The organism is Variovorax sp. PAMC26660 (assembly GCF_014302995.1).
Classification (GTDB): Bacteria; Pseudomonadota; Gammaproteobacteria; order Burkholderiales; family Burkholderiaceae_C; genus Variovorax.
The window spans coordinates 5,799,159-5,823,945 of the sequence record NZ_CP060295.1 but is presented as its reverse complement, the minus strand read 5'-3'; the positions used below and the strand labels follow the sequence as shown (position 1 = coordinate 5,823,945).

Sequence of the window (24,787 nt, the reverse complement as noted above, 5' to 3'; positions counted from 1 at the left end):
GTCGATGGCGCAAAATCGGCGTTCGCCTCCACCATGAAGAACAGCAGCAGCACCGTCATTCCGATCACCGAGGTCGGCCATTTGCGCCCCGCCGTGGCGGTGCCCGAAGTGGCCGTGCCCGCCACCGGCCTGCTGCTCGACCGCCTCGGCCGCCCCCTGACCGACCTGCGCATCAGCGTGACCGACCGCTGCAACTTCCGCTGCAGCTACTGCATGCCGAAGGACGTGTTCGACAAGGACTACAAGTACCTGCCGCACAGCGCGCTGCTGAGCTTCGAGGAGATGACGCGCCTGGCCCGCCTGTTCGCGGCGCACGGCGTGCGCAAGATCCGCCTGACCGGCGGCGAGCCGCTGCTGCGCAAGAACATCGAGGGGTTGATCGAACAGCTTGCCGAGATCCGCACGCCCGGCGGCGAACCGCTCGAACTCACGCTCACCACCAACGGCTCTCTGCTTGCGCGCAAGGCCGCCGCGCTGAAGGCCGCCGGCCTGCAGCGCGTGACGGTGAGCCTGGACAGCCTCGACGACGCCGTGTTCCGCCACATGAACGATGTCGACTTTCCGGTGGCCGACGTGCTCGCTGGCATCGACGCCGCACGGGCCGCCGGCCTGGGCCCGATCAAGGTCAACATGGTGGTCAAGCGCGGCGCCAACGAGCAGGAAATTCTGCCGATGGCGCGCTACTTCCGCGAGCACCATGGCGCCAGCGTGGTGCTGCGCTTCATCGAATACATGGACGTGGGCGCCACCAACGGCTGGCGCATGGACGAGGTGCTGCCCTCCGCCGAGGTCATCGCGCGCATCGCCGCCGAATTCCCGCTGGTGCCGCTCGAAGCCAGCACGCCCGGCGAAACCGCGCAGCGCTGGGCCTACGCGGACGGCGGCGGCGAAGTCGGCGTGATCAGCAGCGTGACCCAGGCCTTCTGCCACGACTGCAGCCGCGCGCGCCTGTCGACCGAAGGCAAGCTGTACCTGTGCCTCTTCGCCAGCGCCGGCCACGATCTGCGCCCCCTGCTGCGCGGCACCGCCAGCGACGACGAGATTGCGTCCGCCATCGGCCACATCTGGCAGGGCCGCGCCGACCGCTATTCCGAGCTGCGCGCACTGCGCGGCCCGGACGATCACCGCAACGACAACGACAGCAATGCCAGCGGCAAGGCACCGCGCCGCGTCGAGATGAGCTACATCGGCGGATGACGCAGGCGAACGCCATGCCTGCGCATGCCATCGCCCCCGCCGACATCACCGGCCTGCTGCTGGCTGGCGGACGCGGCACCCGCATGGGCGGTGTCGACAAGGGGCTGCAGCTTTTCAACGGCGAGCCTCTGGCACTGCATGCGATGCGAAGGCTGGCCCCGCAGGTCGGGCGATTGATGGTCAATGCCAACCGCAACCGGCCCGAGTACGAGACCTTCGGCGTGCCTGTGTGGCCCGACAGCCTGGCCGACTACCCGGGGCCGCTCGCGGGCTTCCTGACGGGCCTTGCGCACTGCACCACGCGCTGGCTGCTGACCGTGCCCTGCGACACGCCGCTGTTCCCGCTCGACCTGGCGGCTCGACTCGCCGAAGCGATGGCCACCGACGATGCCGAGATCGCCATGGTCAGCGCGCCGGAAGCCACGGCCGACGACGCCACGATACCTGTCTTGCGCCCCCAGCCCGTCTTCTGCCTCCTGCGCGCCGACCTGCACGACAGCCTGCGCCACTTCACCGAAGCCGGCGGCCGCAAGGTCCACGCATGGATCGCGCAGCACCGCACCGTGACCGTCCCTTTCGACCGGCCCGGCGACGCCCCCGACGCCTTTTTCAACGCCAACACCCTGGCCGAACTGCACGCACTCGAAAACCGATGAGCCGCATCGCAGACATTGCCGCCGCCCTTTCGGGCTATGACGCCGCCGACCTGAGCGTTGACGCCGTACACGCCTTTCTTTCGGAACTGACCGCATCGGCAGTCGTGACGCAACGCGAGAACGTTCCGCTGTTCGAGGCCCTGGGCCGCGTGCTGGCCGAAGACATCGTCTCGCCCATCAGCGTGCCGCCGCACGACAACTCGGCGATGGACGGCTATGCCTTCGATGGCGCCGTGCTGCCGCAGGACGCGCCCATCGACGCCTCCATCAGCCTGCGCGTGGTGGGCACGGCGCTGGCCGGCTCGGCCTGGCGCGGCGCGCTCGGCGCCGACGATGCGGTCCGCATCATGACCGGCGCGATGATGCCGGCCGGCCTCGACACCGTGATCCCGCAGGAGTTCTGCAACATCAACGGCGACCGCGTGAGCTTCCCGGCCAAGGTGCTGCGCCGCGGCGACAACCGCCGCTTCGCCGGCGAAGACCTGATGCAGGGACAGCCTGCGTTGCGACGCGGCGAACGGCTGTCGCCCGCCGCGCTGGGCATGGTCGCCAGCCTCGGCCTGTCGAACGTGCCCGCGCTGCGCCGGCTGCGCGTTGCCTACTTCTCGACCGGCGACGAAATCCTGAGCCTGGGCGACGCACCGCGCGAAGGCGCCGTATACGACAGCAACCGCTATACCGTGTTCGGCCTGCTCACGCGGCTGGGCTGCGAAGTGATCGACCTCGGCCTCGTGCGCGACGACCCCGCCACGCTGGCCGCGACGCTGCAACGCGCCGCGCGCGAAGCCGATGCCATCGTCACCAGCGGCGGCGTCAGCGCAGGCGCGGCCGACCACACGCGCGACGTGATGCAGCAACTGGGCGACATGGCTTTCTGGCGCGTGGCCATGCGCCCCGGGCGGCCGCTGGCCGTGGGGCTGATTCCGCGTGAAGAGGCCTCGTCACCGCAGCCGGCCGTGCTGTTCGGCCTGCCCGGCAATCCGGTGGCGGTGATGGTGACTTTTCTCGCCTTCGTGCGACCGGCGCTGCTGCGCATGATGGGTTGCCACGAAGCCGCCTCCGCACCGCCGCCGCTGCTGCGGGCACGCAGCGCAGGGGCGATCCGCAAGAAGCCGGGCCGCACCGAGTACCAGCGCGGCTTCGTCAGGGCCGTGGCGGGTTCACTGCCCGAAGTGTGCGTTGCAGGCAACCAGGGCTCGGGCGTCCTGAGTTCGATGCTCGAAGCCAACGGGCTCGTGGTGTTGCATCACGACCAGGGCCCCGTCGCGGCAGGCGACGAGGTGGACGTGATGATGTTCGACGGGGTGATCTGACCCGTCAGATCCGGCCAAGCGCCTTGTCGACGCCCTTGTTGGCCAGCATGTCGGCGCGTTCGTTGCCCGGGTCGCCCGAGTGGCCCTTGACCCAGCGCCATTCGATCTGGTGACCGCCCTCGGCCACCAGCTTGTCGAGCCGCTGCCAGAGCTCGACGTTCTTCACGGGCTGCTTGCTGGCAGTCATCCAGCCCTTGGCCTTCCAGCCGCGGATCCATTCGGTGATGCCCTTGCGCACGTACTGGCTGTCGAGGTACAGCAGCACCTTGCAGGGCCGCTTGAGCGCGGCCAGGCCCTCGATGACGGCGGTCAGCTCCATCCGGTTGTTGGTGGTGTTGAGTTCACCGCCGAACAGGTCTTTCTCGGTAGCGCCTGACTTGAGCCAAGCACCCCAGCCTCCCGGGCCCGGATTGCCTTTGCACGCGCCATCGGTGTAGATCACGACTTCATCATTCAAACTGACTTTTCCTTCTGCTTTCGATTCGATCATTCAATTCATTCGTCTTCAATTCTTGCCGGCCTCTTGGCGATGCACCTTGCCGGCGATGGGCACGGGAGCCGTGGCGCGCGCACCGGCGCGGCGCCAGTCCGCACTCAGCAGGCGCATACCGCGCACCCGCTTGACCGCGACCAGAAAGTACGCCGCGCCGAAGATCGGCCACCAGCGCTCGCCGGCGGCGTCCATCCAGCGCGAGCGCTCCAGCCAGGCTTCGCTGCGCACGGAGGGCCGGTAGATGCCGAAGCGGCCCGATTCCACCTCGAAGCTCAGCAACCGCAGCCAGTCGCGCATGCGCCAGTAGCCGATGAACTCCCCGCCTTCCGGCAGGAACAGGTCGCCAATGCCGAGCCTGCGGTAGAGGTGCGCGCGGCGCTGCCGCATGCCCCAGAGGCTGGTCGGGTTCAACCCGCAAATCACCACGCGGCCTTCCGGCACCAGCACCCGCTCGACCTCTCGCAGCGTGGCATGCGGGTCGGGGCTCAGCTCCAGCGCATGCGGCATCACCACCAGGTCGAGGCTGTTGGCCGCGAACGGGAGTGCCGCGAAGTCGGTCAGGAGCGTCGCCTTGCCGGCCCGGGCCGGGTCGTCCAGCGCCAGCCAGCGGTGCGGCATGCGGTTGGCGCGCAGGCCATCGACCTCGGCTGCGCCCAGCTGCAGCGCGTGATAGCCGAACACATCGGCCACCGCCTGGTCGAACTGGGCCTGCTCCCACGCCAGCAGGTAGCGGCCGGGGGGGGTCGCGAACCAATCCTGCAAACCTATAATTTGACCGCTCATGACCCTCGTTCCGCTGCCCGCCTTTGCTGACAACTACATCTGGATGCTGCACGACGGGTCCAACGCGATCGTGGTGGACCCGGGCGATGCCCAACCGGTGTTCGACGCGCTGGCGCGCCACAAGCTGCAGCTGGCCGCGATTCTAGTCACGCACCATCACGCCGATCACACGGGTGGCGTGGCCGCGTTGCATGCCGCCACCCGCGCACCGGTGTGGGGCCCGGCACGCGAGCGAATTCCCGAGCCCTTCACCCCGCTTTCACAGGGCGACACCGCCGAAGTGCTCGGCCTGCGCTTCCAGGTCATCGACGTGCCGGGCCATACGGCCGGCCACATCGCCTACTTTCTGCCGGCAATGGCAGGCCAGGCGCCGCTGCTGTTCTGCGGCGACACGCTGTTCTCCGGCGGCTGCGGCCGTTTGTTCGAGGGCACGCCCGTGCAGATGCTTGCCTCGCTCGACGCGCTCGCGGCACTGCCTGGCGATACGCGCGTGTGTTGTGCCCACGAATACACACTTGCTAACCTGCGTTTCGCCCGCGCGGTGGAACCCGCCAACGACGATCTGACTCACTACAACGCGCGCTGCGAAAGCCTGCGCGCGCAGGGGCAGCCCACACTGCCGTCGCAACTGGCGACCGAACGCCGGATCAACCCCTTTCTTCGCAGCCGCGAAGCCACTGTCCTTCGAGCGGTGCGTGCCCATGCCGAGCTTTCTGCCGATGCAGACGAAGCCGATGTATTTGCCGCGCTGCGCCAATGGAAAAACGACTTCCGATGAAATTTATCGCTGCCACCTGCCTTGCAGGTTCCCTGGTGCTCGCGGGCTGCGCGAGCACCGACAACAGCTCCACATCCTCCTCCACCCAGGCCGGCGGCACCGGCGCCCGAGCCGCAGGCAGCGCGTCCCCGGTGTACCCCCGCGACGCCCTCTCGCCCCTTTCCAGCGGCCGGGCCCAATCGCAGAGCGTGGTCGCGCTCGCGCCGCCGACCGACATGTGGGATCGCATCCGCCGCGGCTTCAAGATGCCCAACCTCGAGAGCGACCTGGTGCGTGACCGCGAGCAGTGGTACGCCAGCCGGCCCGACTACATCCAGCGCATGACCGAGCGCTCGAACAAGTACATGTTCCACATCGTCGAGGAACTCGAGCGACGCAACATGCCGACCGAACTCGCGCTGCTGCCGTTCATCGAGAGCGCATTCAACCCGCAGGCCGTGTCCAGCGCGCGCGCCGCGGGCATGTGGCAGTTCATGCCGGCCACCGGCACCGACTTCGACCTGAAGCAGAACATCTTCCGCGACGACCGCCGCGACGTGCTCGCCTCGACCCGCGCCGCGCTCGATTACCTGCAAAAGCTCTACGGCATGTTCGGCGACTGGCAACTGGCCCTGGCCGCCTACAACTGGGGCGAAGGCAGCGTGAGCCGCGCCATCGCCAAGAACCAGCGCCTGGGCCTGCCCACCACCTACAGCGACCTGACGATGCCGGCAGAAACCCGGCTCTACGTGCCCAAGCTGCAGGCGGTGAAGAACATCGTTGCCAATCCGCAGGCGTTCAACACCGAACTCCCGCTGATCGCCAACCACCCCTACTTCCAGACCGTCTCGCTCACACGCGACCTCGACGTGGAGCTGGCGGCCAAGCTGGCCGACGTGCGGCTCGACGACTTCCGCGCCCTCAACCCTGCCGCGCACAAGCCCGTGCTGATCGCGGCCGGCACGCCGCAGATCCTGCTGCCATGGGACAACGCAGCCGTGTTCCAGCGCAACTTCGACGCATACGCGCAAGGCCAGTACGCCAGTTGGACGGCCTGGGTCGTGCCCACCACCATGACGGTTGCCGACGCGGCCCAGCGCTCGGGCATGAGCGAAGCCGACCTGCGCGCGATCAACAACGTGCCGCCGCGCATGCTGATCAAGACGGGCTCGACGCTCATCGTGCCGCGCGGCGCCCGCGTGAAGGAAGACGTGGCCGCCGTGGTGGCCGACGAAGGCCACCTGAGCTTCCAGCCCGAGATCGTCAACCGCCGCACCACGGTGAAGGCCGGGCGCAACGACAGCGTGGCGAGCATCGCGCGCCGCTACAACCTCAAGCCCACCAACGTGGCCGAGTGGAACGACGTGAAGCCCAATCACGCGTTCAAGCGCGGCTACAGCGTGGTGGTGTATCTGCCGATCCGCGCGGCCGCCACCGCCCGTGTCGGTGCCGGCGTGTCGACGGCGGCCCGCGGCGGCCATGCCGCAGCGACCCCCGCCAAGCGCACAGGCACGGCCCCCGTCAAGGCCGTGGTATCGCGGGCACCGCGTGGCGGCAACGTCGTGAAGGTGCCTGCAAGCAGCAAGCAGCAGGTCGTGCGCGAGAAGCGCGGCGGCACGCCGGCGAAGAAGAAGCACTGACGAAAAAAGCCTGCCGGGCCCAGCCTCGGCAGGCGTCGGCTTTCAGTGCGGGTGCGCCTCGGCAGCCCATGCCCGGCGACGCACCACGGCCTCCAGCGCCGCCACGGCAATCATCACCACCGTCGTGAGCGAGCCCACCACCAGCATCGACAGGTGCGGCGCGAAGATCGCCAGCACCGCAAGCAGGATCAGCCCGTAGAGGTGCGACTGCGGCAGGAAGCCGCGCACCACGCGCTTGAACAGCGCATTGCCGAACAGGTAGAGCGCCGGCCCGCCGAGCAGCGCCCCGAGGTACTTCCACTCCGCGTGATGCGAGCCTTCGGCGATCACGAGTTCGTCCGCCACGGCCGACACGATGATGCCCGCCACCAGGATCACATGCGTATAGTGGAACTTGGCGCCCACGCCACCGGGATCGCTCGAATGCTCGATGACGTGCGTGGCCTCCTTGGCGCTGGTGTCGAAGTACATCCACCACATCGCCAGGCTGCCCGCGAAGCTCACGAGCAGTGCAAAGAGGTCCATTGAATGCCATTCGGCATGGTGTCCGAACGCAATGCCGGTGGCCAGCACCGATTCGCCCAGCGCCACGATCACGAACAACTGGCAGCGCTCGGCCAGATGGCCGCCATCGATGGTCCATTCGGCGGTCGACGAACGCCCCAGCCCCGGAAACCGCAGTCCGATCATCGGCGCGATGTATTCGCACAGCACACCGCCGAACCAGAGCGCAAGGCGCGTCTGCCCTTCTGCAAAGCCACCTGCGATCCAGAACACCGCGGCCAGGCTGTTCCAGGCCAGCAGGCGCCGGAAGTTGGGTGCCAGCGCGTGGTCGCGCCCTACCGCCACCAGCATGCAGAAGGTGCGTCCGACCTGGATGCCCGCAAAGCACAGCGCAAACACCAGGCCGCGTTCGGCAAAGGCACCTGGCAAGGCCGAGGCCATCACGAGAGCCAGCAACATGATCCCGAACAGCATGCCCCGGATGCGCAGCGAACCGGGGTTGAACCAGTTGGTGGCCCAGGCCGTGTACTGCCAGCCGAGCCAGACCGCGAACCACATCACCAGCGTCTGGAGCGCGCCCAGCAGCGTGAGATGGTCCAACAGGTAGTGGGACAGTTGCGTGACTGAAAACGCATAGACCAGATCGAAGAAAAGCTCTTCGTTCAGTACCCTGGCCGACTCGCCACGCGTGCGCAAGGTGCTCGCGCGTTCATTCTTGTTGTGTTTCAAGATTCACCCCCATAAGTCGTTGTCGCGCCCCCGGCGCGCGGGCGCGATCATCGCACGGTGGGGGCTGCGGGCCGATACGCTCAGGCGCTACAACTTTTCGGTTTCGCCGCTCTTGGGCTGCCATTTCATGAGGCGCCTTTCGATCAGCCCCACGATGCCGTCGAGCACCAGCGCAAAGGCCGTGAGCACCACGATGCCGGCGAACACGGTGTTGACGTCGAAGGTGCCCTCGGCCTGCAGGATCAGGTAGCCCACGCCACGCGCCGACCCCAGATACTCGCCCACCACCGCACCGACGAAAGCCAGCCCGACGGAGGTGTGCAGGCTGGAGAACACCCAACTCGTCGCGCTCGGCAGGTACACGGTGCGCAGCAGTTGCCGCTGGTTGGCGCCCAGCATCTTCGCGTTGGCCAGCACCACCGGGCTGACCTCGCGCACGCCTTGGTAGACGTTGAAGAACACGATGAAGAACACCAGCGTGACGGCCAGCGCCACCTTGCTCCAGATGCCCAGGCCGAACCACAGCGCGAAGATGGGCGCCAGGATCACACGCGGCATCGAGTTCGCGGCCTTGATGTAGGGGTCGAGGATCATGCTCGCCGTAGGTGCCAGCGCCAGCCAGAGCCCGCAGGCCAGCCCGAGCACGGTGCCGATGCCGAAGGCCAGCACGGTTTCGAGCAGCGTGGTGCCCAGGTGCAGGTAGATGTCGGCGTTGCCCTTCAGCCCTTCGGGAAACAGCGCATTCGGCGGCACCTCGAACGGCAGGAACCAGCTCCAGATGCGCCCCGCCACCTGGATCGGCTCACCGACGAAGAAGGCGAACTGCTGGTTGCGTGAAGCCAGGTGCCAGCCCACCAGGATGATCAGCAGCAGCACGAGCTGCCAGAAGCGCGCATTGCGTTCGTTCAGGCGCGACATCACGCGGCCTTCTTCAGTTGCTGCGCGTAGCCCTTGAGCACCTCGTCGCGCAGTACCTCCCAAATCTGGGTGTGCAGCTCGACGAAGCGAGGCTGCGTGCGCACCTCGGCCACGTCACGCGGGCGCGCCAGATCGATGGCGAACTCGCCGATCGGATGCGTCGCCGGGCCGGCCGACAGCACCACCACGCGGTCGCTCATTGCAATGGCTTCGTCAAGGTCATGCGTGATGAAGAGCACGGCCTTCTTCTTCGCGCTCCAGAGGTCGAGCACTTCGTTTTCCATCAGTTGGCGGGTCTGGATGTCGAGCGCGCTGAAGGGCTCGTCCATGAGGATGATGTCGGGGTCGAGCACCAGCGTCTGCGCCAATGCCACGCGCTTGCGCATGCCGCCCGAGAGCTGGTGCGGGTAGCGATCGCCGAAACCCGTCAACCCCACACGCGACAGCCACGCCTCGGCCTGCTTGCGCGCCTCGGCATCGGGCACGCCGCGGTATTGCAGGCCGACCATCACGTTGTCGATGGCGCTGCGCCACGGCATCAATGCCTCGGTCTGGAACATGTAGCCGGCGCGTGCGTTGACACCCACGAGCGTCTTGCCGAAAACCTTGACCGTGCCCGAAGAAGGTTCGAGCAGGCCAGCGCCCATGTTCAGCAGCGTCGACTTGCCACAGCCGGTGGGACCGACTACCGAGACGAATTCCCCGGCCTTGATGCGCAGCGTGGTGTCGGCCACTGCCGTGTAGCGCTGGCCCGGATCATCCTTCGAGTGGAAGGTGCAACTGATGGAAAGGAGTTCGAGTGCGTAGTCGGACATGGCATAAAAAACCCGGCCTGAGCCGGGTCGCGGGACGTTCGCAGTCAGGCTTTGAACCTGTCTTTCGCGCGCCTTGCAAAATCGTTGGTGTAGGTCTTGGAGAGGTCGATCTTGTCGGCCTTCACGGAGGTGTCGAAGCTCGCGATGGCGGTGAGCGCCGTCTTGGGTCCATCGGTCGGCACGAGGCCGTCGGTGGCGATCGATTCGCGCACCTTGTCGAAGGACGCAAGGTACAGCGCGCGGTCACCGAGCAGGTAGGTCTCGGGCACGGTCTTGATGATGTCGCCCGGCCCTGCCGTCTGCAGCCACTTGAGCCCGTGCACGATGGCATTGGCCAGCGCCTGGCAGGTGTTGGGATTCTTCTGGATGAACTCGCTCGACGCATAGAGGCAGGCCGCAGGCATCGTGCCGCCGAACACCTGCTGCGTGCCCTTGAGCGTGCGCGTGTCGCTGATGATCTTCACGTCGCCCTTCTGCTCGAGCATCGTCATCACCGGGTCGGTGTTGCTGATGGCATCGATCTGGCCCGAGCGCAATGCCGTGAGCGCACCGGCCGCCACGCCCACGCCGATGAAGCTGACGTCGCTGGCCTTCAGGCCGCCGCGCGAGAGCACGAGGTTGGCCACCATGTTGGTCGACGAGCCCGGCGCCGAGACACCGATCTTCTTGCCCTTGAGATCGGCAATGCCCGTGTAGCCCGCCATGTTCTTGGTCGACACGCCCACCGCGATCTGCGGTGCGCGGCCCTGCAGAACGAAGGCCTGGAAGAACTGGTTCTTGGCCTGCAGGTTGATGGTGTGCTCGTAGGCGCCCGAGCACACGTCGGCCGAGCCGCCAACCACGGCCTGCAGCGCGCGTGCACCGCCAGCGAAGTCGGAAATTTCGACATCGAGGCCTTCGGCCTTGAAGTAGCCGAGTTGCTCGGAGATGGTGAGAGGCAGGTAATAGAACGCCGCCTTGCCGCCGACCGCGATGGAAATCTTTGTCTTCTCCAGCTTCGCCTGCTGCGCAAAGACACGCGGCAAAGCGATCGATGCGGCGGCGATGGCGGAAGCGGAAATGAGGGTGCGGCGGTGAAGCATGAAACGGTGCCTGCGGGCTCTTTGATTCTTGTGAACTGAATCGAGCTTAGGGGCGCCCTCACGCGCCTGCATCGGGGTCATCCCGTGCGGGTTTTCACGTAAGCACGAAGGCCTCTCGCAGGCCTGCGATGCACGTCTACCGTGCGAGGAAAAAGATCGCGATGTTGACGATGAACGCGAGGGCCCAGACCGCACTGCGCGCTGCAGCAATGCCCTTGATGTAAAGACCGAGATAGATCACGCGCAGCACCACATAAGCCACCGAGAGCATGTCGAGCCCCGCCTGTGCCACACCGAGTTGATGCGCAATAAGCACCGCACCGATGAACAGCGGCAGCCCCTCGAAGCTGTTGGCCTGCGCGCTGTTGGCGCGCGCACGCCAGCCACTTTGCTTTGCGGCCCAGTCGCGCGGATGCATGTTGTCGCGCGGGCCGAAGCTGCCGGCCTTGGCAATCCATGCCGCCAGGTACGGCAGGCCGCAGGCGATGAACACGCACCAGTAGGCTACCGTGAGCAAAGAAAAAGTCATGTCGATTTGTCTCCGTTGCGCTGCGCGCGGAGTGCCCTGTCAGGGCCTCTAGCGGCGGTCTACCAATGCATGCGCGATGGTGCCCAGGTCCACGTATTCGAGCTCGCTGCCGGCCGGCACGCCACGCGCGAGCCGCGTCACGTTGAGCCCGCGCTGCTTGAGCGTTTCACCGATCACGTGCGCGGTGGCCTCGCCTTCCGCCGTGAAGTTGGTGGCCAGGATCACCTCGCTCACCGTGCCGTCGAGTGCGCGGTCGAAGAGCTTCTGCAGGCCGATGTCCTTGGGCCCGATGCCGTCGAGCGGGCTGAGCTTGCCCATCAGCACGAAGTAGTAGCCACGGAACGCACCGGTGCGCTCGAGTGCCGCCTGGTCGGCGGGCGTCTCGACCACGCAGAGCTTGCTTCCGTCACGCCGCGAGTCCATGCAGACGCTGCAGATACGTGCTTCGGTGAAGGTGTTGCAAAGCTCGCAATGCTGCACATTGCCGGCGGCCTGCTGCAATGCCCGTGCGAGCAGTTGCGCGCCCTCGCGGTCATGCTGCAGCAAGTGAAACGCCATGCGCGAGGCCGACTTGATGCCGACACCGGGCAGGCGGCGAAGCGCATCGACCAACGCGTCGAGCGAACTGGCGTCGGCCATCAAGTGCTTAGAACGGCAGCTTCATGCCAGGCGGGAGGCCCGGCATGCCAGCGGTGAGCTTGCCCATCTTCTGCTCGCTGGTTTCTTCCGCCTTGCGCACGGCAGCGTTGAAAGCGGCAGCCACGAGGTCTTCGAGCATGTCCTTGTCGTCGGCCAGCAGGCTCGGGTCGATGGTGATGCGCTTGACGTCGTGCTTGCAGGTCATGACGACCTTGACCAGGCCGGCGCCGGATTCGCCTTCGACCTCGATGTGCGCCAGTTCTTCCTGGGCCTTCTTGAGGTTGTCCTGCATTGCCTGCGCCTGCTTCATGAGGCCGGCCAGTTGTCCTTTGTTGAACATCGTTGGTCCTGATTGGTTGGAAAGTGGTGGAAGGATAAGAGAGATGGCGGTCGCACCGAAGTGCCACAAGGGCCGGCTCGGGATTGTTGCCGTGAACGGGTCAGGCCGGTTTCAGCGTTCCGGGCACGATCTTCGCATCGAAGTCGCGCATCAGCGCCTGCACTTCGGGGTCGTTGTGGATGGCCTCCTCGGCCACGCGCTGGCGCTCGTCGGCGGCCTGCTTGTTGCGTCGCGCGGGGCTGTCGACCACGCCGCCGATCTCGATGACCAGCTTGACGTCATGGCCAAGCGCATTCAGTGCGGCGGTCAGTTTTTCGCGGCTGGAAGGCTGGTTGAGCGTTTCGCGCTCGATGCGCAGCATCCATTGGTCGGTGTCGCGCGCCACCAGTTGCGACTGCAGGGCCAACTCGCGGGCCAGGGCCGCGATGGCTTCCGAGGCGACCAGTTGAGTAACCGTGACGAACCAGAAATCACCGTCTTCACTGGCCGGAATGGGAGTGAAAGTGCCGCGCGACTCTTCGCCGCGAGGTGCATCGCGTGCGCCGGGCGGCGGCTGCACGCGGATCGGGACGCCAACGACCTTGGCAGGTACATCCGTCGTGGCCTCGACACGGGGCGCGGCTTGCCGCAACGGCTCGTCGACGACCGAGAGGCGATGCCCGGCCGGGACCGAAGCAGGTTGTTGCGCGACCGCCGGAGCCGGGACTGGGGGAGTCGGCGCTGGGGCGACCGGTGGTGATTCGGCTTCAGGGCGAGCCACCGGCACAGGTGCCGGAACAGGGGCCGCGATACGCGCCGGAGCAGCCGGCGCCGCGACCGCGGCTTCATTCAGAGTTTTTTTTTCCGGGGAAGCTGTCGAGGCAGCCGCGTTGGAAGGCTTGAAGGCCAACAGCCGCAGCAGCACCATGGTCAGCGCCGCGTATTCATCGGGCGCCAGGCCCAGCTCGCCACGGCCGTGCAGGCACAGGCTGTAGAGCAATTGCGTTTCGTCGGCTGGCATCAGCGATGCAAGGCGCGTGGTGTCTGCCGCGTCGGGGTCGGTGGCCGAATCGGCCGACTCCGCCCGCGAGGGGACGGCTTGAAGCACGGCCATGGCCTGCAGCACCGCCGTCATTTCTTCGAGCGTGGAGGCGGCGGACATGCCGTCACGGCGCAGCGCCTCTGAAGTGTCGACCACCGTCTTGCCGTCGCCCTGCGCCAGCGCTTCGATCAGCTTGAACACATGGCCGCGGTCGACGCTGCCGAGCATCTGGCGCACGCCGGTTTCGATCAGTTCGCCATTGCCGAAAGCGATGGCCTGGTCAGTGAGCGACAACGCATCGCGCATCGAACCGCGCGCGGCCCGCGCCAGGAGGCGCAATGCCTGCGGCTCGGCAGGTACTTGCTCGGTTTGCAGCACGCTGGTCAGGTGCTCGAGGATCGTCTCTGGTGCCATCGGCCGCAGATTGAACTGCAGGCAACGCGACAACACCGTAACGGGCACCTTCTGCGGATCGGTGGTCGCGAGCACGAACTTGAGGTACTCGGGCGGCTCTTCGAGCGTCTTCAACATCGCGTTGAACGCGGTGTTGGTGAGCATGTGCACTTCGTCGATCATGAAGACCTTGAAGCGCCCCTGCACCGGTTTGTAGACGGCTTGTTCTAGCAACGATTGCACTTCGTCGACGCCGCGGTTTGAAGCCGCATCGAGTTCGGTGTAGTCGACGAAGCGGCCGGAATCGATATCGCGGCAGGCCTGGCAGACGCCACACGGCGTGGCGGTGATGCCACCCAGTCCGTCCGGGCCCTGGCAGTTGAGCGACTTCGCCAGGATGCGCGAGACCGTGGTCTTGCCCACGCCCCGCGTGCCGGTGAAAAGATAGGCGTGATGCAGGCGCTGCGTGGTCAACGCGTTCTCGAGCGCCTGCACCACATGCCCCTGGCCGACCATCTCACCGAAGGTTTTCGGACGGAACTTGCGAGCGAGCACGAGATAAGACATTGCGGGCATTCTAAAAGGCGCAACGGCCCTCTCCGGCCCGACCCTGCAATCAAAAGAAGGCTGTCTTCTTCGTGAGACACCGGAAGCCGGCTTTGTCCGGACCACCGATGCCGTCCCCTCTGAAAGGGATTGGCGAAGCGACACGAAAGTGCGCGCGACCTGCGGGTTAGAATGCGGGCTGACGGGCCTCCCTGCATGGTGAAGTGGCCAACCGGGTCAGGTGGGGAACCAAGCAGCCCTAACTGCGTAGTCAGTGCCAGGGGTAAGGCTCGTCAACCTCTTTCTGTAAAGCGCTTATTTATCAAGAACTTAAGCGCTGACATGGGCTCACGAGCCCCCCTCTGTATCACTTTGCTGTGTCACCTCCGTACAACATGACGAAGGGACAGGACATGGCAAAGGTCGAGGGATTGAACCTCAGAGGAACGCGCTACTGCGTCCGAATCATCATCCCGGAGGAACTCCGTGCGGTCTATCGCAAGACCCGGGTGAACATCGCTCTGGGCACCAGTGACCGCCGCGAGGCAACGCTTTTGGCGACCCTGAAGCGGGCCGAATGGCTCGCCGATTTCGACGTAAAAAAGCGTGAGCTGAAGCCCAAACCTCTGGCGCTGATAACCCCTGAGTTGGCGCAAGAGTTGGCCCTGAGGATTCGCGCCCGCGTCCTCAGAATGGACGATTTGCTACGCGATGACCCTGCACGAATCGCTACTCTCACGGACATAGCGAAAGCCGTTGAGCACAACACGCGAGCGCTCCGCATTGGACCGCTTACCCCGTACCTCCCGCCCGAGCGGGACACGTCATTCGGCGCCGGGCTGTCAGACGACGACGCCGCAACCCTGTCAGGCTTGAACGCCCTCCTCGATGCTCGCGCGGGTGCCGATCTGGCGAAACGCCGTAGAGCGGCTGTGCTGCCCTTGGTGCGCTTCGAGGCGCTGAAGCTTGGGGTAGCCTTCGATCCGAACGTTGAAGGGGCTCGCCTCACAAACATCAAGTCGCTTCTGAAGTTTGCGGCGGAAACCTTGCAGTGGATTCCCGTGCAGCCCTGGCGCAGCTTGGACATCAAGACCACGACGACGAACAAGCGTAGGCCGTGGACGAACGATGAACTTGTGGCGCTGTTCTCCTCCCCGCTGCACACGGCGTATGCACTTCCTGATGCCCGCTACGGTGGTCGCGAGGCGGCCTACTGGATTCCCCTTCTGGGATTGTTCACGGGGACCCGGCTGGGGGAACTGTGCCAGCTACGCACGGTTGACGTTCAGAAGGTGGAAGGCGTACACGTTCTGGTGCTGACGAACGAAGGCGAAGGCCAGAGCATCAAGAGCGACGCAGGACACCGCAGCGTTCCGATTCACAGCGAACTCATCCGGCTTGGATTCCTCAAGTACGTCGAGACCATCAAGGCGTCTCGTAGCGATTCGCTGTGGCCGTCCCTGCCGCTGCGTGAGGGCAAGCCGAGCGACTACTTCGGGAGGTGGTTCGGTGCTCACTGCAAGGCGATGGGGCTCACCCCCACGTTCCACTATCTGCGCCACACGGTGCGCCCGTTGATGCGGCGTGCGGGGGTCAGCGATGGCACGATGGATAAAGTAACCGGACACAAGACCGTGGGCAGCGTCGGCACGGTGGTCTATGACCATCACACGCTGAGCGAGGTTCAGGAGGCCGTGGAGGCGATCCGGTACCCTGCCCTCACGTTGCCCGCTGTGGGGCCTTACGGGGCTTCCTGAGGGCTTACCTTCGGCATCGGCTGCGGCTTGGCCTTACTCGGGTTTTTCGCTCGCGTGTAGTTGAAGGGCGGGTACTCAAAATGGTTGGCGTAGTACCACCACAGCATCTGATTTTCAGCCACTAGCAGGCTTTGCCCGAATACCCGATAGTCGCAAGCCGCCAGCGTGATCGGCCCGTATGCCTTGAGCGCATGCTCGTTCCGCTTGAGCGTAGATATGAGCGCGGCCCATTGCTTGTATCGACGCTCGAAAGTGGTCTTGGTTTGACCGATGTACAGGATGTCGCTCTCACCGACAAGGCGCGGCACTTTACGCTCCGCGCGAAAAAGATAGACGACGTTCTTCATGCGTGCGGCTGCGGCGGATGGTGTCGGGGTGCATGCCGTAGGCATTGCCCTTGCCTATGATTGACTTGTCAGCCGCGTCGATGCGCGGGATGATCTTCGGCCCGCCCCGCAGACCCATCGCCGGGAGCACGTCGAGCGTGACGAACCAAAAGGCCCCGGCAGCATCGCTGAAGCCGCGAATGGGCTGCCCGCTTGGGGGACTGAAAACGCACAAGGCCGGGACGTTCGCGGCGCTCACGATTGCACCTCTGGCTGACCGGCTACCAAGTCGCCCATGTACAGAGCCGACACGAACGGGCCGATGTGCATGTCCGAGCGAACGGCGACGGTGGCAAGCAGGCCGTGGTGGTGAAGGATGTGCGCGAGCGTCTGACTGTTCGTGATCCAGTGGGCGTCACCTTCGCAGGCAGGCGTACCGGCTTCAGCGTCGGCGGCGAACTGAAGACTGCGTTGATAGTTTTTGAGATGGTCGAACTGTTCGACGGGAAGGGAATACGCGCGAATAACGCGGGGGGTCAGGTGTTGTGCCATTGCAAGCTCAGGATGTGAATGTGAAGACGAAAGAAAGCCCCCTGACGGCGAACCGAGAGGGGGCGGAGAGGTGCGCCAGGAAGGGCACCTTGAGGTGGGCCAAGTGGGCTCTACCTAATGCGCCGGTTTTGTGGATCGGCCCGGGTTGTCTTAGTCAAGGGGTAAATCGAAATCCATGCCCGGGCTCGTTCTGAGTAGCTCAAACGGGAGCCTTGAGGTATTCATAGACCGTGGGAGCTTGCGTTCGGTCATATCTTTGTACGGATAGGCTGCCCCACTAAATCTCCAACAGCATTCACGGATGTCTGGCAGCACGTTCCGGGACGGTTGGTTCTTACACTCTTGCGATGAACAACATCACACGTCTTTTGGGTTTGCTTTCGATGGCCTCTGCATGCGGCCTTGGGGGTGGCGCAGCCCACGCATCGGGTGTCGATGGCGGGCCGTTCCTCAAGGTGTGCGAGGCAGCGTTGCGTAAGCATGCACCGGAGACGCAGCAAAAGGAGGCGTTCCAGTCAGGCTACTGCATCGGCGTCCTCGATGCCTCAGCGGGCGCCCTTTTGGCGGAAGCCGCTGAGGCTCGAAGGACGGACAACGGCTTGTGTCCGAAGGAAGACTCAGGCGACCCGCTGCTCTTGGTGAAGATCGTCGTGAAGTACCTGAAGGAGAACCCTCAGACTCACTCGCTCCCCGCAGAGGTACCAATCAGGGCTGCGCTGCGGAAGGCATTTCCGTGCCCCTAGCAGGCGGAAGGCGGGGTCACACCGGTGCGTTAGCGTCCCGAATGCGCATGATGGTCTGACGGCTGGTGTTGTGGGCACGGGCGATAGCGGCGACAGCCTCACCCCTCTGAAGCCGCTCGCGCACATCGTCAATCACGCTCCCTTGCAGGGCCTGCGGCCTGCCGAGCGTCTTTCCTTCCGCCTTCGCCCGAGCAAGCCCCGCTTGGGTCCGCTCGATGAGAAGATCCCGCTCGAATTCCGCGACGGCGGCGATAACGCCCATCGTCATCTTCCCTGCGGGACTCGTCAGGTCCACCCCGCCAAGTGCCAAGCAATGAACACGCACGCCCATGCCGGAAAGGCCCTCCACGGTGCTCCGCACGTCCATAGCGTTGCGCCCGAGACGGTCCAGCTTGGTGACCACTAGCACGTCCCCCGCTTCGAGCTTGTTCAGAAGCATCCCGAACCCCGTCCGTTCGGAGGCCGCTACAGACCCCGACACGGTTTCCGCGATGGTGCGCTGGGGAGTGACACTGAAGCCCGCAGCAGCGATCTCCTGCACTTGGTTGTCGGTGGTCTGGTCGGTGGTGGAGACGCGGCAGTAGGCGAACACGCGGGACATAGGGAGGCCTCTTTGATGTACGGAAAGGACGTCCGAATCATCGGGTGTGTTCAAAATTGGGTCAAGCTATTTTTTGGACATAGCTGCCGAGGATGTCCGTATCCGGTCGAATTCGGACGCCACCAAGTCGATACGATGTGAGCATGGCTACAGATCACCCGCTTTTCATTTACCGGTATATGGACCGTGCTGCCCCTAGAGGCGACAGCCCTCGCTTTCGTGTGCGGATCGGCGCAGCGTTCCCAGACGGCGACGGGTCGAGCGCCGAAGTGAAGCGACGACTGCGTGCCGAGGCAGGTATCGTCGTGCCGACCGGCCAATGGGGCACGCTGTGGAACGATTTCTTCACGCGGAGCCCGATGGAGGAGGTGCTAACTGCCATAACAATTACGTTCAATTTCTTGCTTCGGCAGAGTGGTCCTCGGCCAGCCGCGATCTACCGCGCATCTGTGGAACGCGCTCTTGCTGAGGAGCACATGGGCTTTCGCATCGATGAACAGGGCATCATTCACTACGCGGTCGATGAGGTGTTCGAGGGGATGCGTGCCGCGACCTTGGCCATCCTCAACGACCCCGTGCTGGCCGTTGCTCGAAGCTGCTATGAGTCTGCGTTTCAACACCTTGATCGCCACCCCCCAGACACGAAGCCAGCCATTCGGTCGATGTTTGAGGCGCTTGAAGTCATCGCCAAGCAGTTGAATCCAACAGCACGCAATCTCCACGCGAACCTGTGTCGAGTTCAACTTCGAGACCAGTACCTTGCAGTCTCTGCAGGGGACGGGGTTGAACAACGAGTATGGGGGGCGATGTTCGAGGGCATGGCCCAATGGGTCCAGGGAATGCATGAGTACAGGCATGGTCAAGTAGACAACCTCGCGCCGCCAACGGAGGAGTTCACCGTCTATGTCTTGAGTTCCGGCTCCGCGTTTCTTCGCCTTTTAGCCCACCTCGCGCTTCGTGTCGGTGTTCAGCCCGCGCCAGCTATCCCGTAGAACTCGTAGTCGACTTGACTGCCTCCTTGCCCACACTGTGGCACCGAGCCCATGGCGCCAGACTGCACCGCGCACGATTCCGCGGCTGAGCGAGACCGCCACGTTCCACATTTCCACATCAACCCCTCGGTGTACTGCCGGTGCCCTGCGTGTGGCTTGGAGGCAGAGTACCCGGCGTGCCTCCCCGATTAACGGTCTGCAACACAGCTTTGATGACGCCCATTCGGTGACACAACAGGGCCACCTATATGCGCCAGCGGGTGCATGCACGGTCCGCCTGTGTTGACGGGCGCGGTACGCGGGTGGGCGCACGCGAGGGGGCCAGGGGGGGATTCGCCGCCCGGATTTCTTCGAGGGGGCTCTCGGACTTTTGCGGCAAAAGCAAACTGCCTCTGCACCGCCGCGCCCTCCTTCTGAGTCCCATGTGGGCAGCTGAAGGCAGCGAGCAGAGCGCCCCAACAGTCGCCCACCGACAACAGCCACTTTCGGGCGCTGGGTACTTTCATATTCAGCCTGCGAGCAACTTACCTCGTGCCATCGATCTGTCGTTGTTCGGGTGCGGCCTTTCGGCTAACCTGAAACAACTTGTACGAAGTGCGCTGCGTGGCAGTGCACGTCACCTGAGGGGGTGATTGACTGTTCAAGAAATGCTGATCGTCACGGCTCGTGAAGAGTGGGCCCGTAGACGTTCAGACACGCAAACGAGAAGGCATGGGGGAGAGTGCAATGGGAATCGCAAATGCATTGCGGTGTTTGGTGGGCTTCGCTTGGAATTTGCGCAGCGGAAAATCGCGCAATATTTTTGAGCGACTAACCCTTGGTAACCGAGTGCAAAGTCGGCATCACCTGTTTGAGCCCTTGTGGGGCTTGAGATTCCGGCGTCTTTTTCCCACGAGCAGTGTTGTGGTCGTAGCGCTCCTCCTGCTCATCAGCAGCAGTGTCTGGGCATACATTCCGACAGAGAAGACTTGGTCGCTTTACGATCAAACCGATGAATATCCATCCAAGTTAGCAGCCTGTACGGCACTTGGACCTGTGGCGGCCGATAAGCAAATGCGCGGAGCCTATAGCGACTATCCCGGCAACTGGACAATACTGGGCAACTATCGAGAGTCAGAAAATGGCTTGAATTGTTCTTACGATGCCCTGCGCAAGGCCGATGGGCGAGTTTGGGTCGGTAATATCGGTTTTCGCGTGGCGCGTGAATTTTGCCCAGTGAACGGCAGCTTGGCGTCCGGCTTTGGTTGCCAGTGCAACTGGCCGGGATTCGAGGAGGATGAAACTCACACGTCTTGCAGACCGGTTAAGACATCGCAGCCTCCCATGTGCATGTCGGGATTGCGAGCCGGCAATCCTATCCTTCCTGCGACCGGTGAGAAGTACCGTGGCGAAGTCGATTGGACCGACAGCGGTTCCGATGCCTTGTCCTTCACTCGTACCTATCGCAGCAACTGGACCACCGATGACACGAGGGCATCTTCCGGCCTTGGTCAAGGCTGGTCTCACAACTACAGTGTTGGCTTAAACGCCGTGCCCGTCGCTGCGCCAAGGGCTGTCGCGATCACTTTGCCTGGCGGCACTGAGCGCACTTTCTCACGGCTCTCTGTCAATGAAAGTTGGACTGCAAACGACAGCGCTGACACCTTAACGCAGGCAGGAGATGGCGCGTGGATATGGCGTCGTTCTGACAATAGCAGCACCTATAACTTCACTGCGAATGGTCGGTTGCAGACGACCGTGGCAAGTAACGGATGGGCCCGTAGCTACGCATACAACGGTTCGGGGCAAGTTGTCAGCATAACCAATGCATTCGGCCGCACGCTCCTCCTTTCGTACCTCGACGGATACCTAGTCTCCCTTGTTACTCCTGACGGCCGAACAATCGGATATACCCACGACAGTTCCAGCCGTCTCTCTTCCGTTGTCTATTCCGACGGTAAGAGCCGGACGTTTCTATACGAGAGCACCGCATACCCCAAGGCTCTAACCGGCATCCTCGATGAAACAGGCGCTCGCTGGGGCACTTTTGGCTACGACAGCAAAGGGCGAGCCACCAGTTCCGTACTGGCCGGGGGGGTAGACGGTTACCAAGTCAGTTATCAGCCGTCAGGCTCTGCGACGATCATCGATCCTTTGGGTACGTCGCGGTCATACAGCTATCGCACCACGAAGGGCCAACTCGCGGTCACGGCGGGCTCTCTCCTTTCAGGCAATGGTGGATCTGATGCCGCGTCCCGAGTCCAGGATGCAAATGGCTTTGTGACTTCTGAGACCGACTTCAACGGTATCGTCACCACCACGGCATGGGATGTCGCCCGCCGCCTGCCCACGACCGTGGTCTACGCCTCTGGCACCCCCGATGCTCAGACTGTAACCACTCAATGGCATGCGACCTTTGCATTGCCTGTGCTCGTGACGGAAGCTGGTCGCACCACCGCCTACACCTACGACACGCTCGGCAATGCGCTGTCGAAGACGATCACCGACACGGCCACCAACAAGACCCAACTCTGGCAGTGGACCTACACCCCTCAAGGCTTGGTGAACACCACGACAGAGCCCAATGGTGCCGTCACCAGCTACACCTACGACCTCCTCGGCAACGTCCTGACGTCCACCAACGCTCTCGGCCATGTCACCAGCTACACCTACGACAGTGCCAACCGCGTAGCCAGCACGACCGCCCCCAATGGCCTCGTCACGACCTACACCTACGACGCGCGTGACCGGTTGTTGATCCAGACCATCGGCGGCCAGACCAGCACGCTCACCTACAAGGCCTACGGCACCGTCGAGACGATCACGCTGCCCACCGGCCTCGTCCTGGCCTACACCTACGACGCAGCCCATCGCCTGACCGGCTGGAGCAACAACCGAGGCGAGAGCGGCACCTATACCCTTGATGGCATAGGTAACCGCACCACCGAACAGATCAAGGACGGCACCGGCAGCATTGCCTGGAAGGCCGCCCGCACTATCAACTATCTCAATCGCCTGAGCGGCAAGACCGAAGGTCCGAACCAGACCAGCACGTTCGGCTACGACGCCAACGGCGAACTGACCCGCAATACCAACGGTCTGAATCAGAGCACCCAGTACAGCCTGGATGGCCTGCGCCGCATCAAGGTCGTGAGAGATGACGCCAACGCAACGGCCACGCTGAAATACAACGCCCTGGACGCCGTCACCGAAGCCAAGGACTTCAAAGGCGTAGCCACCGCCTACACCCGAGACGCCCAAGGCAACGCCACCACCGAAGCCAGCGCCGACGTGGGCAACGCCAGCACCCAGTACGACAACCTGGGCCTGCCCAGCCAGATCACCGACGCCCTGGGCCAGGCCACGACGATCACCCGCGATGCGCTGGGCCGCCCCACAAGCCTGGTCTTCGCCGACGGCAAGACCACCACCCTGCGCTACGACCTCACGGCCAACAGCAAGGGGTATCTGTCCGAGATCTTGGACCGCAGCGGCACCACCGAGTACACCCGCGATGCCTTCGGCCGCGTCACCCTCAAGAAGCAGACCCTGATCAACGGCAGCGTGCAGCAGGTCAGCTACGGCTATAACGCCAACGGCACGCTGGCGAGCATCGGCTACCCCAACGGCGCCACGCTCACTCACGTCTACGACGCCACCGGCCGCCTCGTGGGCCTGAACTGGAACGGCAACCCTCTCGTCACCGGCATCGCTTGGAACCCGCTGGGCCAGCCCACCGCATGGACCTGGGCCTTCGCGAACCCCGCAGTGGCCGCCAGCCGGGTCTATGACACCGCAGACCGCCTGACCACCACCGAGTTCAGCAGCTACGTCTACGACGCCGCAGGCCGCATCACCAGCCTGACGCAGAACCTGTACCAGCCCGGTGACACCGACCCCACGCACAGCACCATCTCCCTGGTGCCGCAGACATGGAGCGTGGGCTACAACAGTGTCGGACGCATCACCAGCTTCAACGCCACGGGCAACACCGCAGGCTTCGGCTACGACGCCAACGGCAACCGGAACCGCAGCACCCGGGCCGTCAACGGCCTGAGCACCAGCCGAACCTACACGGTGGGTGCATCGAGCAACCAACTGACAGGCTTCATCCAGAGCATCAACGGCGCGAGCAACACCAGCGTCACCTATGGCTACAACGCCAACGGCGACATGGTGAGCGATGGTTTGCGCAGCTACACCTACGATGCCGAAGGGCGCCTCGGTGCATCGACCACCGGCGCCACCGATGTCAGCCCGACCACCCGATACGCCCACAACGCGTTGGGGCAACGGGTGTTCAAGACCGAGCCGCTGTATCCGCCGAGCCAGGGCAATGCGGCCGATCCAGGGTTCATGCAGAGCCTGATTGCGTTCTTCACGAAGCTGTGGAGCCCGAGCACAACGCAAGCGGAGCAGTTGGGCTATGCGTATGTCTACGACGAGCAGGGCACGTTGATCGCAGAAGTGGGCAGTGGCGGCACGAGCAGCGGCGGCCAAGCGCAGTACATCTACCTGCCCACTGCGAACGGGCTGATGCCGATTGCGGCGGTGATCAACGACGCCACCTACGCGGTACACAGCGATCACCTGAACACGCCGCGCAAGCTCACCAACGCAGACGGACAAGCGGTCTGGCAGTGGGGCTACAGCGCGTTCGGGGAAGACAAGCCGACGATTGCGAAGAACCGGTTCACGAATCTGGAAGTGGCGCCGCATCCGGGCACAACCGGCATCTCGGAAGTGAAGTTCAACCTGAGGTATCCGGGGCAGTATGCGGATGAGGAGTCGGGGCTGTTCTACAACGGGTATAGGACGTACAGCCCTCCGACTGGCCGCTACACGCAGGGCGATCCCATCGGGCTCGATGGAGGGTGGAATCGATTTGGATACGTAGATGGGAATCCGTTGAAATTCACCGACCCCGCAGGGCTGCAGGGCGGGGCAACCACACTCCCATTTCCGGAGGGAGGTATTAGCATCCCTCCATGGGCGGTCTCCTTGGGAGGCAGAGCGCTCGGCGTGCTCGGCGCAGCTCTCTCTTTAAGTGGAGATACAACGTGTACGTGCGATGAGGGGTATGTATCGATATATCGAGTAGTTAGTCCGGCTGAATTCTCTGCGATAGCGAGCACTCAAATGTATTCAATAGAGGGAAATCCAACAGGGGCCGGGTTCAAGCAGTTTTGGCTGTCTCCTGGCGACGCGAATTGGTTTCAATCCGCATCTTTAATCATGGATCCGCGCGTAACCAATACAAGAATAGTTACGTCGAAAATTTGCAAATCCACCATGGCTTCCGGAACATCTTTCACTGATGTTGGGCACCCCGCAATTAGCTTCGATAGCGCTAGTCTTCCCATGGTAAACAGAAACGCCCAAGCCACGGGTGGAATCATTCCTTACAAGTGAGTCGATATGACAACGTATTGCGGAGTAGCTTTCACGTGCAAAATTCATGTGTGCGGTGATGGGAAAAGGT

The 24,787-nt window shown here is 63.9% G+C and carries 23 protein-coding genes and 1 other RNA gene; 10 read left to right on the top strand and 14 right to left on the bottom strand.

Annotated features, from left to right (window positions below):
* Positions 1 to 33: 33 nt before the first annotated feature.
* From moaA to glp, 3 genes are read left to right on the top strand one after another with little or no spacing between them, the layout of a single operon-like run.
* Positions 34 to 1,197 (top strand): GTP 3',8-cyclase MoaA, encoded by a 1,164-nt coding sequence (moaA, locus tag H7F35_RS27485; protein WP_187109689.1) that lies wholly within the window; start codon positions 34 to 36, stop codon positions 1,195 to 1,197.
* Between the two features lie 14 nt (positions 1,198 to 1,211).
* Positions 1,212 to 1,853, top strand: a complete 642-nt coding sequence (mobA, locus tag H7F35_RS27480; protein WP_261803375.1) for a molybdenum cofactor guanylyltransferase MobA — start codon at positions 1,212 to 1,214, stop codon at positions 1,851 to 1,853.
* On the top strand, positions 1,850 to 3,166 hold the full coding sequence (glp, locus tag H7F35_RS27475; protein ID WP_187109687.1) for a gephyrin-like molybdotransferase Glp: 1,317 nt from the start codon (positions 1,850 to 1,852) through the stop codon (positions 3,164 to 3,166). Before mobA ends, glp begins: the two co-directional genes overlap by 4 nt.
* Positions 3,167 to 3,170: 4 nt before the next feature.
* On the opposite strand, the gene rnhA is transcribed toward glp, so the two are convergent.
* Together rnhA and H7F35_RS27465 are read right to left on the bottom strand one after the other, a co-directional pair.
* Complete coding sequence (gene rnhA / locus H7F35_RS27470) at positions 3,171 to 3,656, bottom strand: ribonuclease HI (protein WP_187109686.1); 486 nt, start codon at positions 3,654 to 3,656, stop codon at positions 3,171 to 3,173.
* A gap of 15 nt (positions 3,657 to 3,671) precedes the next feature.
* Positions 3,672 to 4,442, bottom strand: coding sequence for a class I SAM-dependent methyltransferase (locus H7F35_RS27465; RefSeq protein ID WP_261803374.1), 771 nt, complete (start codon positions 4,440 to 4,442; stop codon positions 3,672 to 3,674).
* On the opposite strand from H7F35_RS27465, the gene gloB reads away from it, so the two are divergent.
* Both gloB and H7F35_RS27455 read left to right on the top strand, forming a co-directional pair.
* Positions 4,441 to 5,220: a hydroxyacylglutathione hydrolase gene (gloB, locus tag H7F35_RS27460; RefSeq protein ID WP_187109685.1), complete on the top strand. Its 780-nt coding sequence runs from the start codon at positions 4,441 to 4,443 to the stop codon at positions 5,218 to 5,220. The genes H7F35_RS27465 and gloB overlap by 2 nt on opposite strands.
* Positions 5,217 to 6,839, top strand: a complete 1,623-nt coding sequence (locus H7F35_RS27455) for a transglycosylase SLT domain-containing protein (RefSeq protein WP_187109684.1) — start codon at positions 5,217 to 5,219, stop codon at positions 6,837 to 6,839. Before gloB ends, H7F35_RS27455 begins: the two co-directional genes overlap by 4 nt.
* A gap of 42 nt (positions 6,840 to 6,881) precedes the next feature.
* Here the strand turns inward: H7F35_RS27455 and H7F35_RS27450 are convergent, their stop codons facing one another.
* From H7F35_RS27450 to dnaX, 8 genes are all read right to left on the bottom strand, one after another.
* Positions 6,882 to 8,072, bottom strand: coding sequence for a low temperature requirement protein A (locus tag H7F35_RS27450; RefSeq protein WP_187109683.1), 1,191 nt, complete (start codon positions 8,070 to 8,072; stop codon positions 6,882 to 6,884).
* 87 nt (positions 8,073 to 8,159) lie between these two features.
* Positions 8,160 to 8,990, bottom strand: coding sequence for an ABC transporter permease (locus H7F35_RS27445; RefSeq protein WP_187109682.1), 831 nt, complete (start codon positions 8,988 to 8,990; stop codon positions 8,160 to 8,162).
* Complete coding sequence (locus H7F35_RS27440) at positions 8,990 to 9,805, bottom strand: ABC transporter ATP-binding protein (protein WP_187109681.1); 816 nt, start codon at positions 9,803 to 9,805, stop codon at positions 8,990 to 8,992. The genes H7F35_RS27445 and H7F35_RS27440 overlap by 1 nt, the downstream gene beginning before the upstream one ends.
* A 44-nt stretch (positions 9,806 to 9,849) precedes the next feature.
* Positions 9,850 to 10,887: an ABC transporter substrate-binding protein gene (locus H7F35_RS27435; protein WP_187109680.1), complete on the bottom strand. Its 1,038-nt coding sequence runs from the start codon at positions 10,885 to 10,887 to the stop codon at positions 9,850 to 9,852.
* A 136-nt stretch (positions 10,888 to 11,023) separates the two neighbouring features.
* Positions 11,024 to 11,416 (bottom strand): MAPEG family protein, encoded by a 393-nt coding sequence (locus tag H7F35_RS27430; protein WP_187109679.1) that lies wholly within the window; start codon positions 11,414 to 11,416, stop codon positions 11,024 to 11,026.
* A gap of 48 nt (positions 11,417 to 11,464) precedes the next feature.
* Entirely contained in the window at positions 11,465 to 12,055 is a 591-nt protein-coding gene (gene recR, locus H7F35_RS27425) for a recombination mediator RecR (RefSeq protein WP_187109678.1), read from the bottom strand.
* 7 nt (positions 12,056 to 12,062) lie between these two features.
* Positions 12,063 to 12,395: a YbaB/EbfC family nucleoid-associated protein gene (locus tag H7F35_RS27420; protein WP_007836669.1), complete on the bottom strand. Its 333-nt coding sequence runs from the start codon at positions 12,393 to 12,395 to the stop codon at positions 12,063 to 12,065.
* Positions 12,396 to 12,495: 100 nt separating this feature from the next.
* Complete coding sequence (gene dnaX / locus H7F35_RS27415) at positions 12,496 to 14,376, bottom strand: DNA polymerase III subunit gamma/tau (protein ID WP_187109677.1); 1,881 nt, start codon at positions 14,374 to 14,376, stop codon at positions 12,496 to 12,498.
* Between the two features lie 180 nt (positions 14,377 to 14,556).
* Between dnaX and ffs the strand changes: the two genes are divergently transcribed.
* An RNA gene (gene ffs / locus H7F35_RS27410) (signal recognition particle sRNA small type) lies at positions 14,557 to 14,653 on the top strand.
* Positions 14,654 to 14,768: 115 nt separating this feature from the next.
* On the top strand, positions 14,769 to 16,112 hold the full coding sequence (locus H7F35_RS27405) for a site-specific integrase (protein WP_187109676.1): 1,344 nt from the start codon (positions 14,769 to 14,771) through the stop codon (positions 16,110 to 16,112).
* Here H7F35_RS27405 and H7F35_RS27400 read toward each other — a convergent pair.
* Genes H7F35_RS27400 through H7F35_RS27390 form a run of 3 tightly spaced genes read right to left on the bottom strand, consistent with a single transcriptional unit; the run spans position 16,097 to position 16,990 of the window.
* The gene (locus H7F35_RS27400) at positions 16,097 to 16,459 is read right to left on the bottom strand and encodes a hypothetical protein (RefSeq protein ID WP_187109675.1); all 363 of its coding nucleotides are present in this window, start codon (positions 16,457 to 16,459) and stop codon (positions 16,097 to 16,099) included. The genes H7F35_RS27405 and H7F35_RS27400 overlap by 16 nt on opposite strands.
* Complete coding sequence (locus tag H7F35_RS27395) at positions 16,422 to 16,697, bottom strand: hypothetical protein (protein ID WP_187109674.1); 276 nt, start codon at positions 16,695 to 16,697, stop codon at positions 16,422 to 16,424. The genes H7F35_RS27400 and H7F35_RS27395 overlap by 38 nt, the downstream gene beginning before the upstream one ends.
* Complete coding sequence (locus H7F35_RS27390) at positions 16,694 to 16,990, bottom strand: hypothetical protein (protein ID WP_187109673.1); 297 nt, start codon at positions 16,988 to 16,990, stop codon at positions 16,694 to 16,696. The genes H7F35_RS27395 and H7F35_RS27390 overlap by 4 nt, the downstream gene beginning before the upstream one ends.
* 347 nt (positions 16,991 to 17,337) lie before the next feature.
* Between H7F35_RS27390 and H7F35_RS27385 the strand changes: the two genes are divergently transcribed.
* Positions 17,338 to 17,733: a Rap1a/Tai family immunity protein gene (locus H7F35_RS27385; protein WP_187109672.1), complete on the top strand. Its 396-nt coding sequence runs from the start codon at positions 17,338 to 17,340 to the stop codon at positions 17,731 to 17,733.
* Between the two features lie 16 nt (positions 17,734 to 17,749).
* On the opposite strand, the gene H7F35_RS27380 is transcribed toward H7F35_RS27385, so the two are convergent.
* Positions 17,750 to 18,334, bottom strand: coding sequence for a recombinase family protein (locus tag H7F35_RS27380; RefSeq protein WP_187109671.1), 585 nt, complete (start codon positions 18,332 to 18,334; stop codon positions 17,750 to 17,752).
* Between the two features lie 143 nt (positions 18,335 to 18,477).
* Between H7F35_RS27380 and H7F35_RS27375 the strand changes: the two genes are divergently transcribed.
* The gene (locus H7F35_RS27375) at positions 18,478 to 19,326 is read left to right on the top strand and encodes a hypothetical protein (RefSeq protein ID WP_187109670.1); all 849 of its coding nucleotides are present in this window, start codon (positions 18,478 to 18,480) and stop codon (positions 19,324 to 19,326) included.
* Between the two features lie 903 nt (positions 19,327 to 20,229).
* Positions 20,230 to 24,717 (top strand): RHS repeat-associated core domain-containing protein, encoded by a 4,488-nt coding sequence (locus tag H7F35_RS27370; RefSeq protein WP_187109669.1) that lies wholly within the window; start codon positions 20,230 to 20,232, stop codon positions 24,715 to 24,717.
* Positions 24,718 to 24,787: the final 70 nt, after the last annotated feature.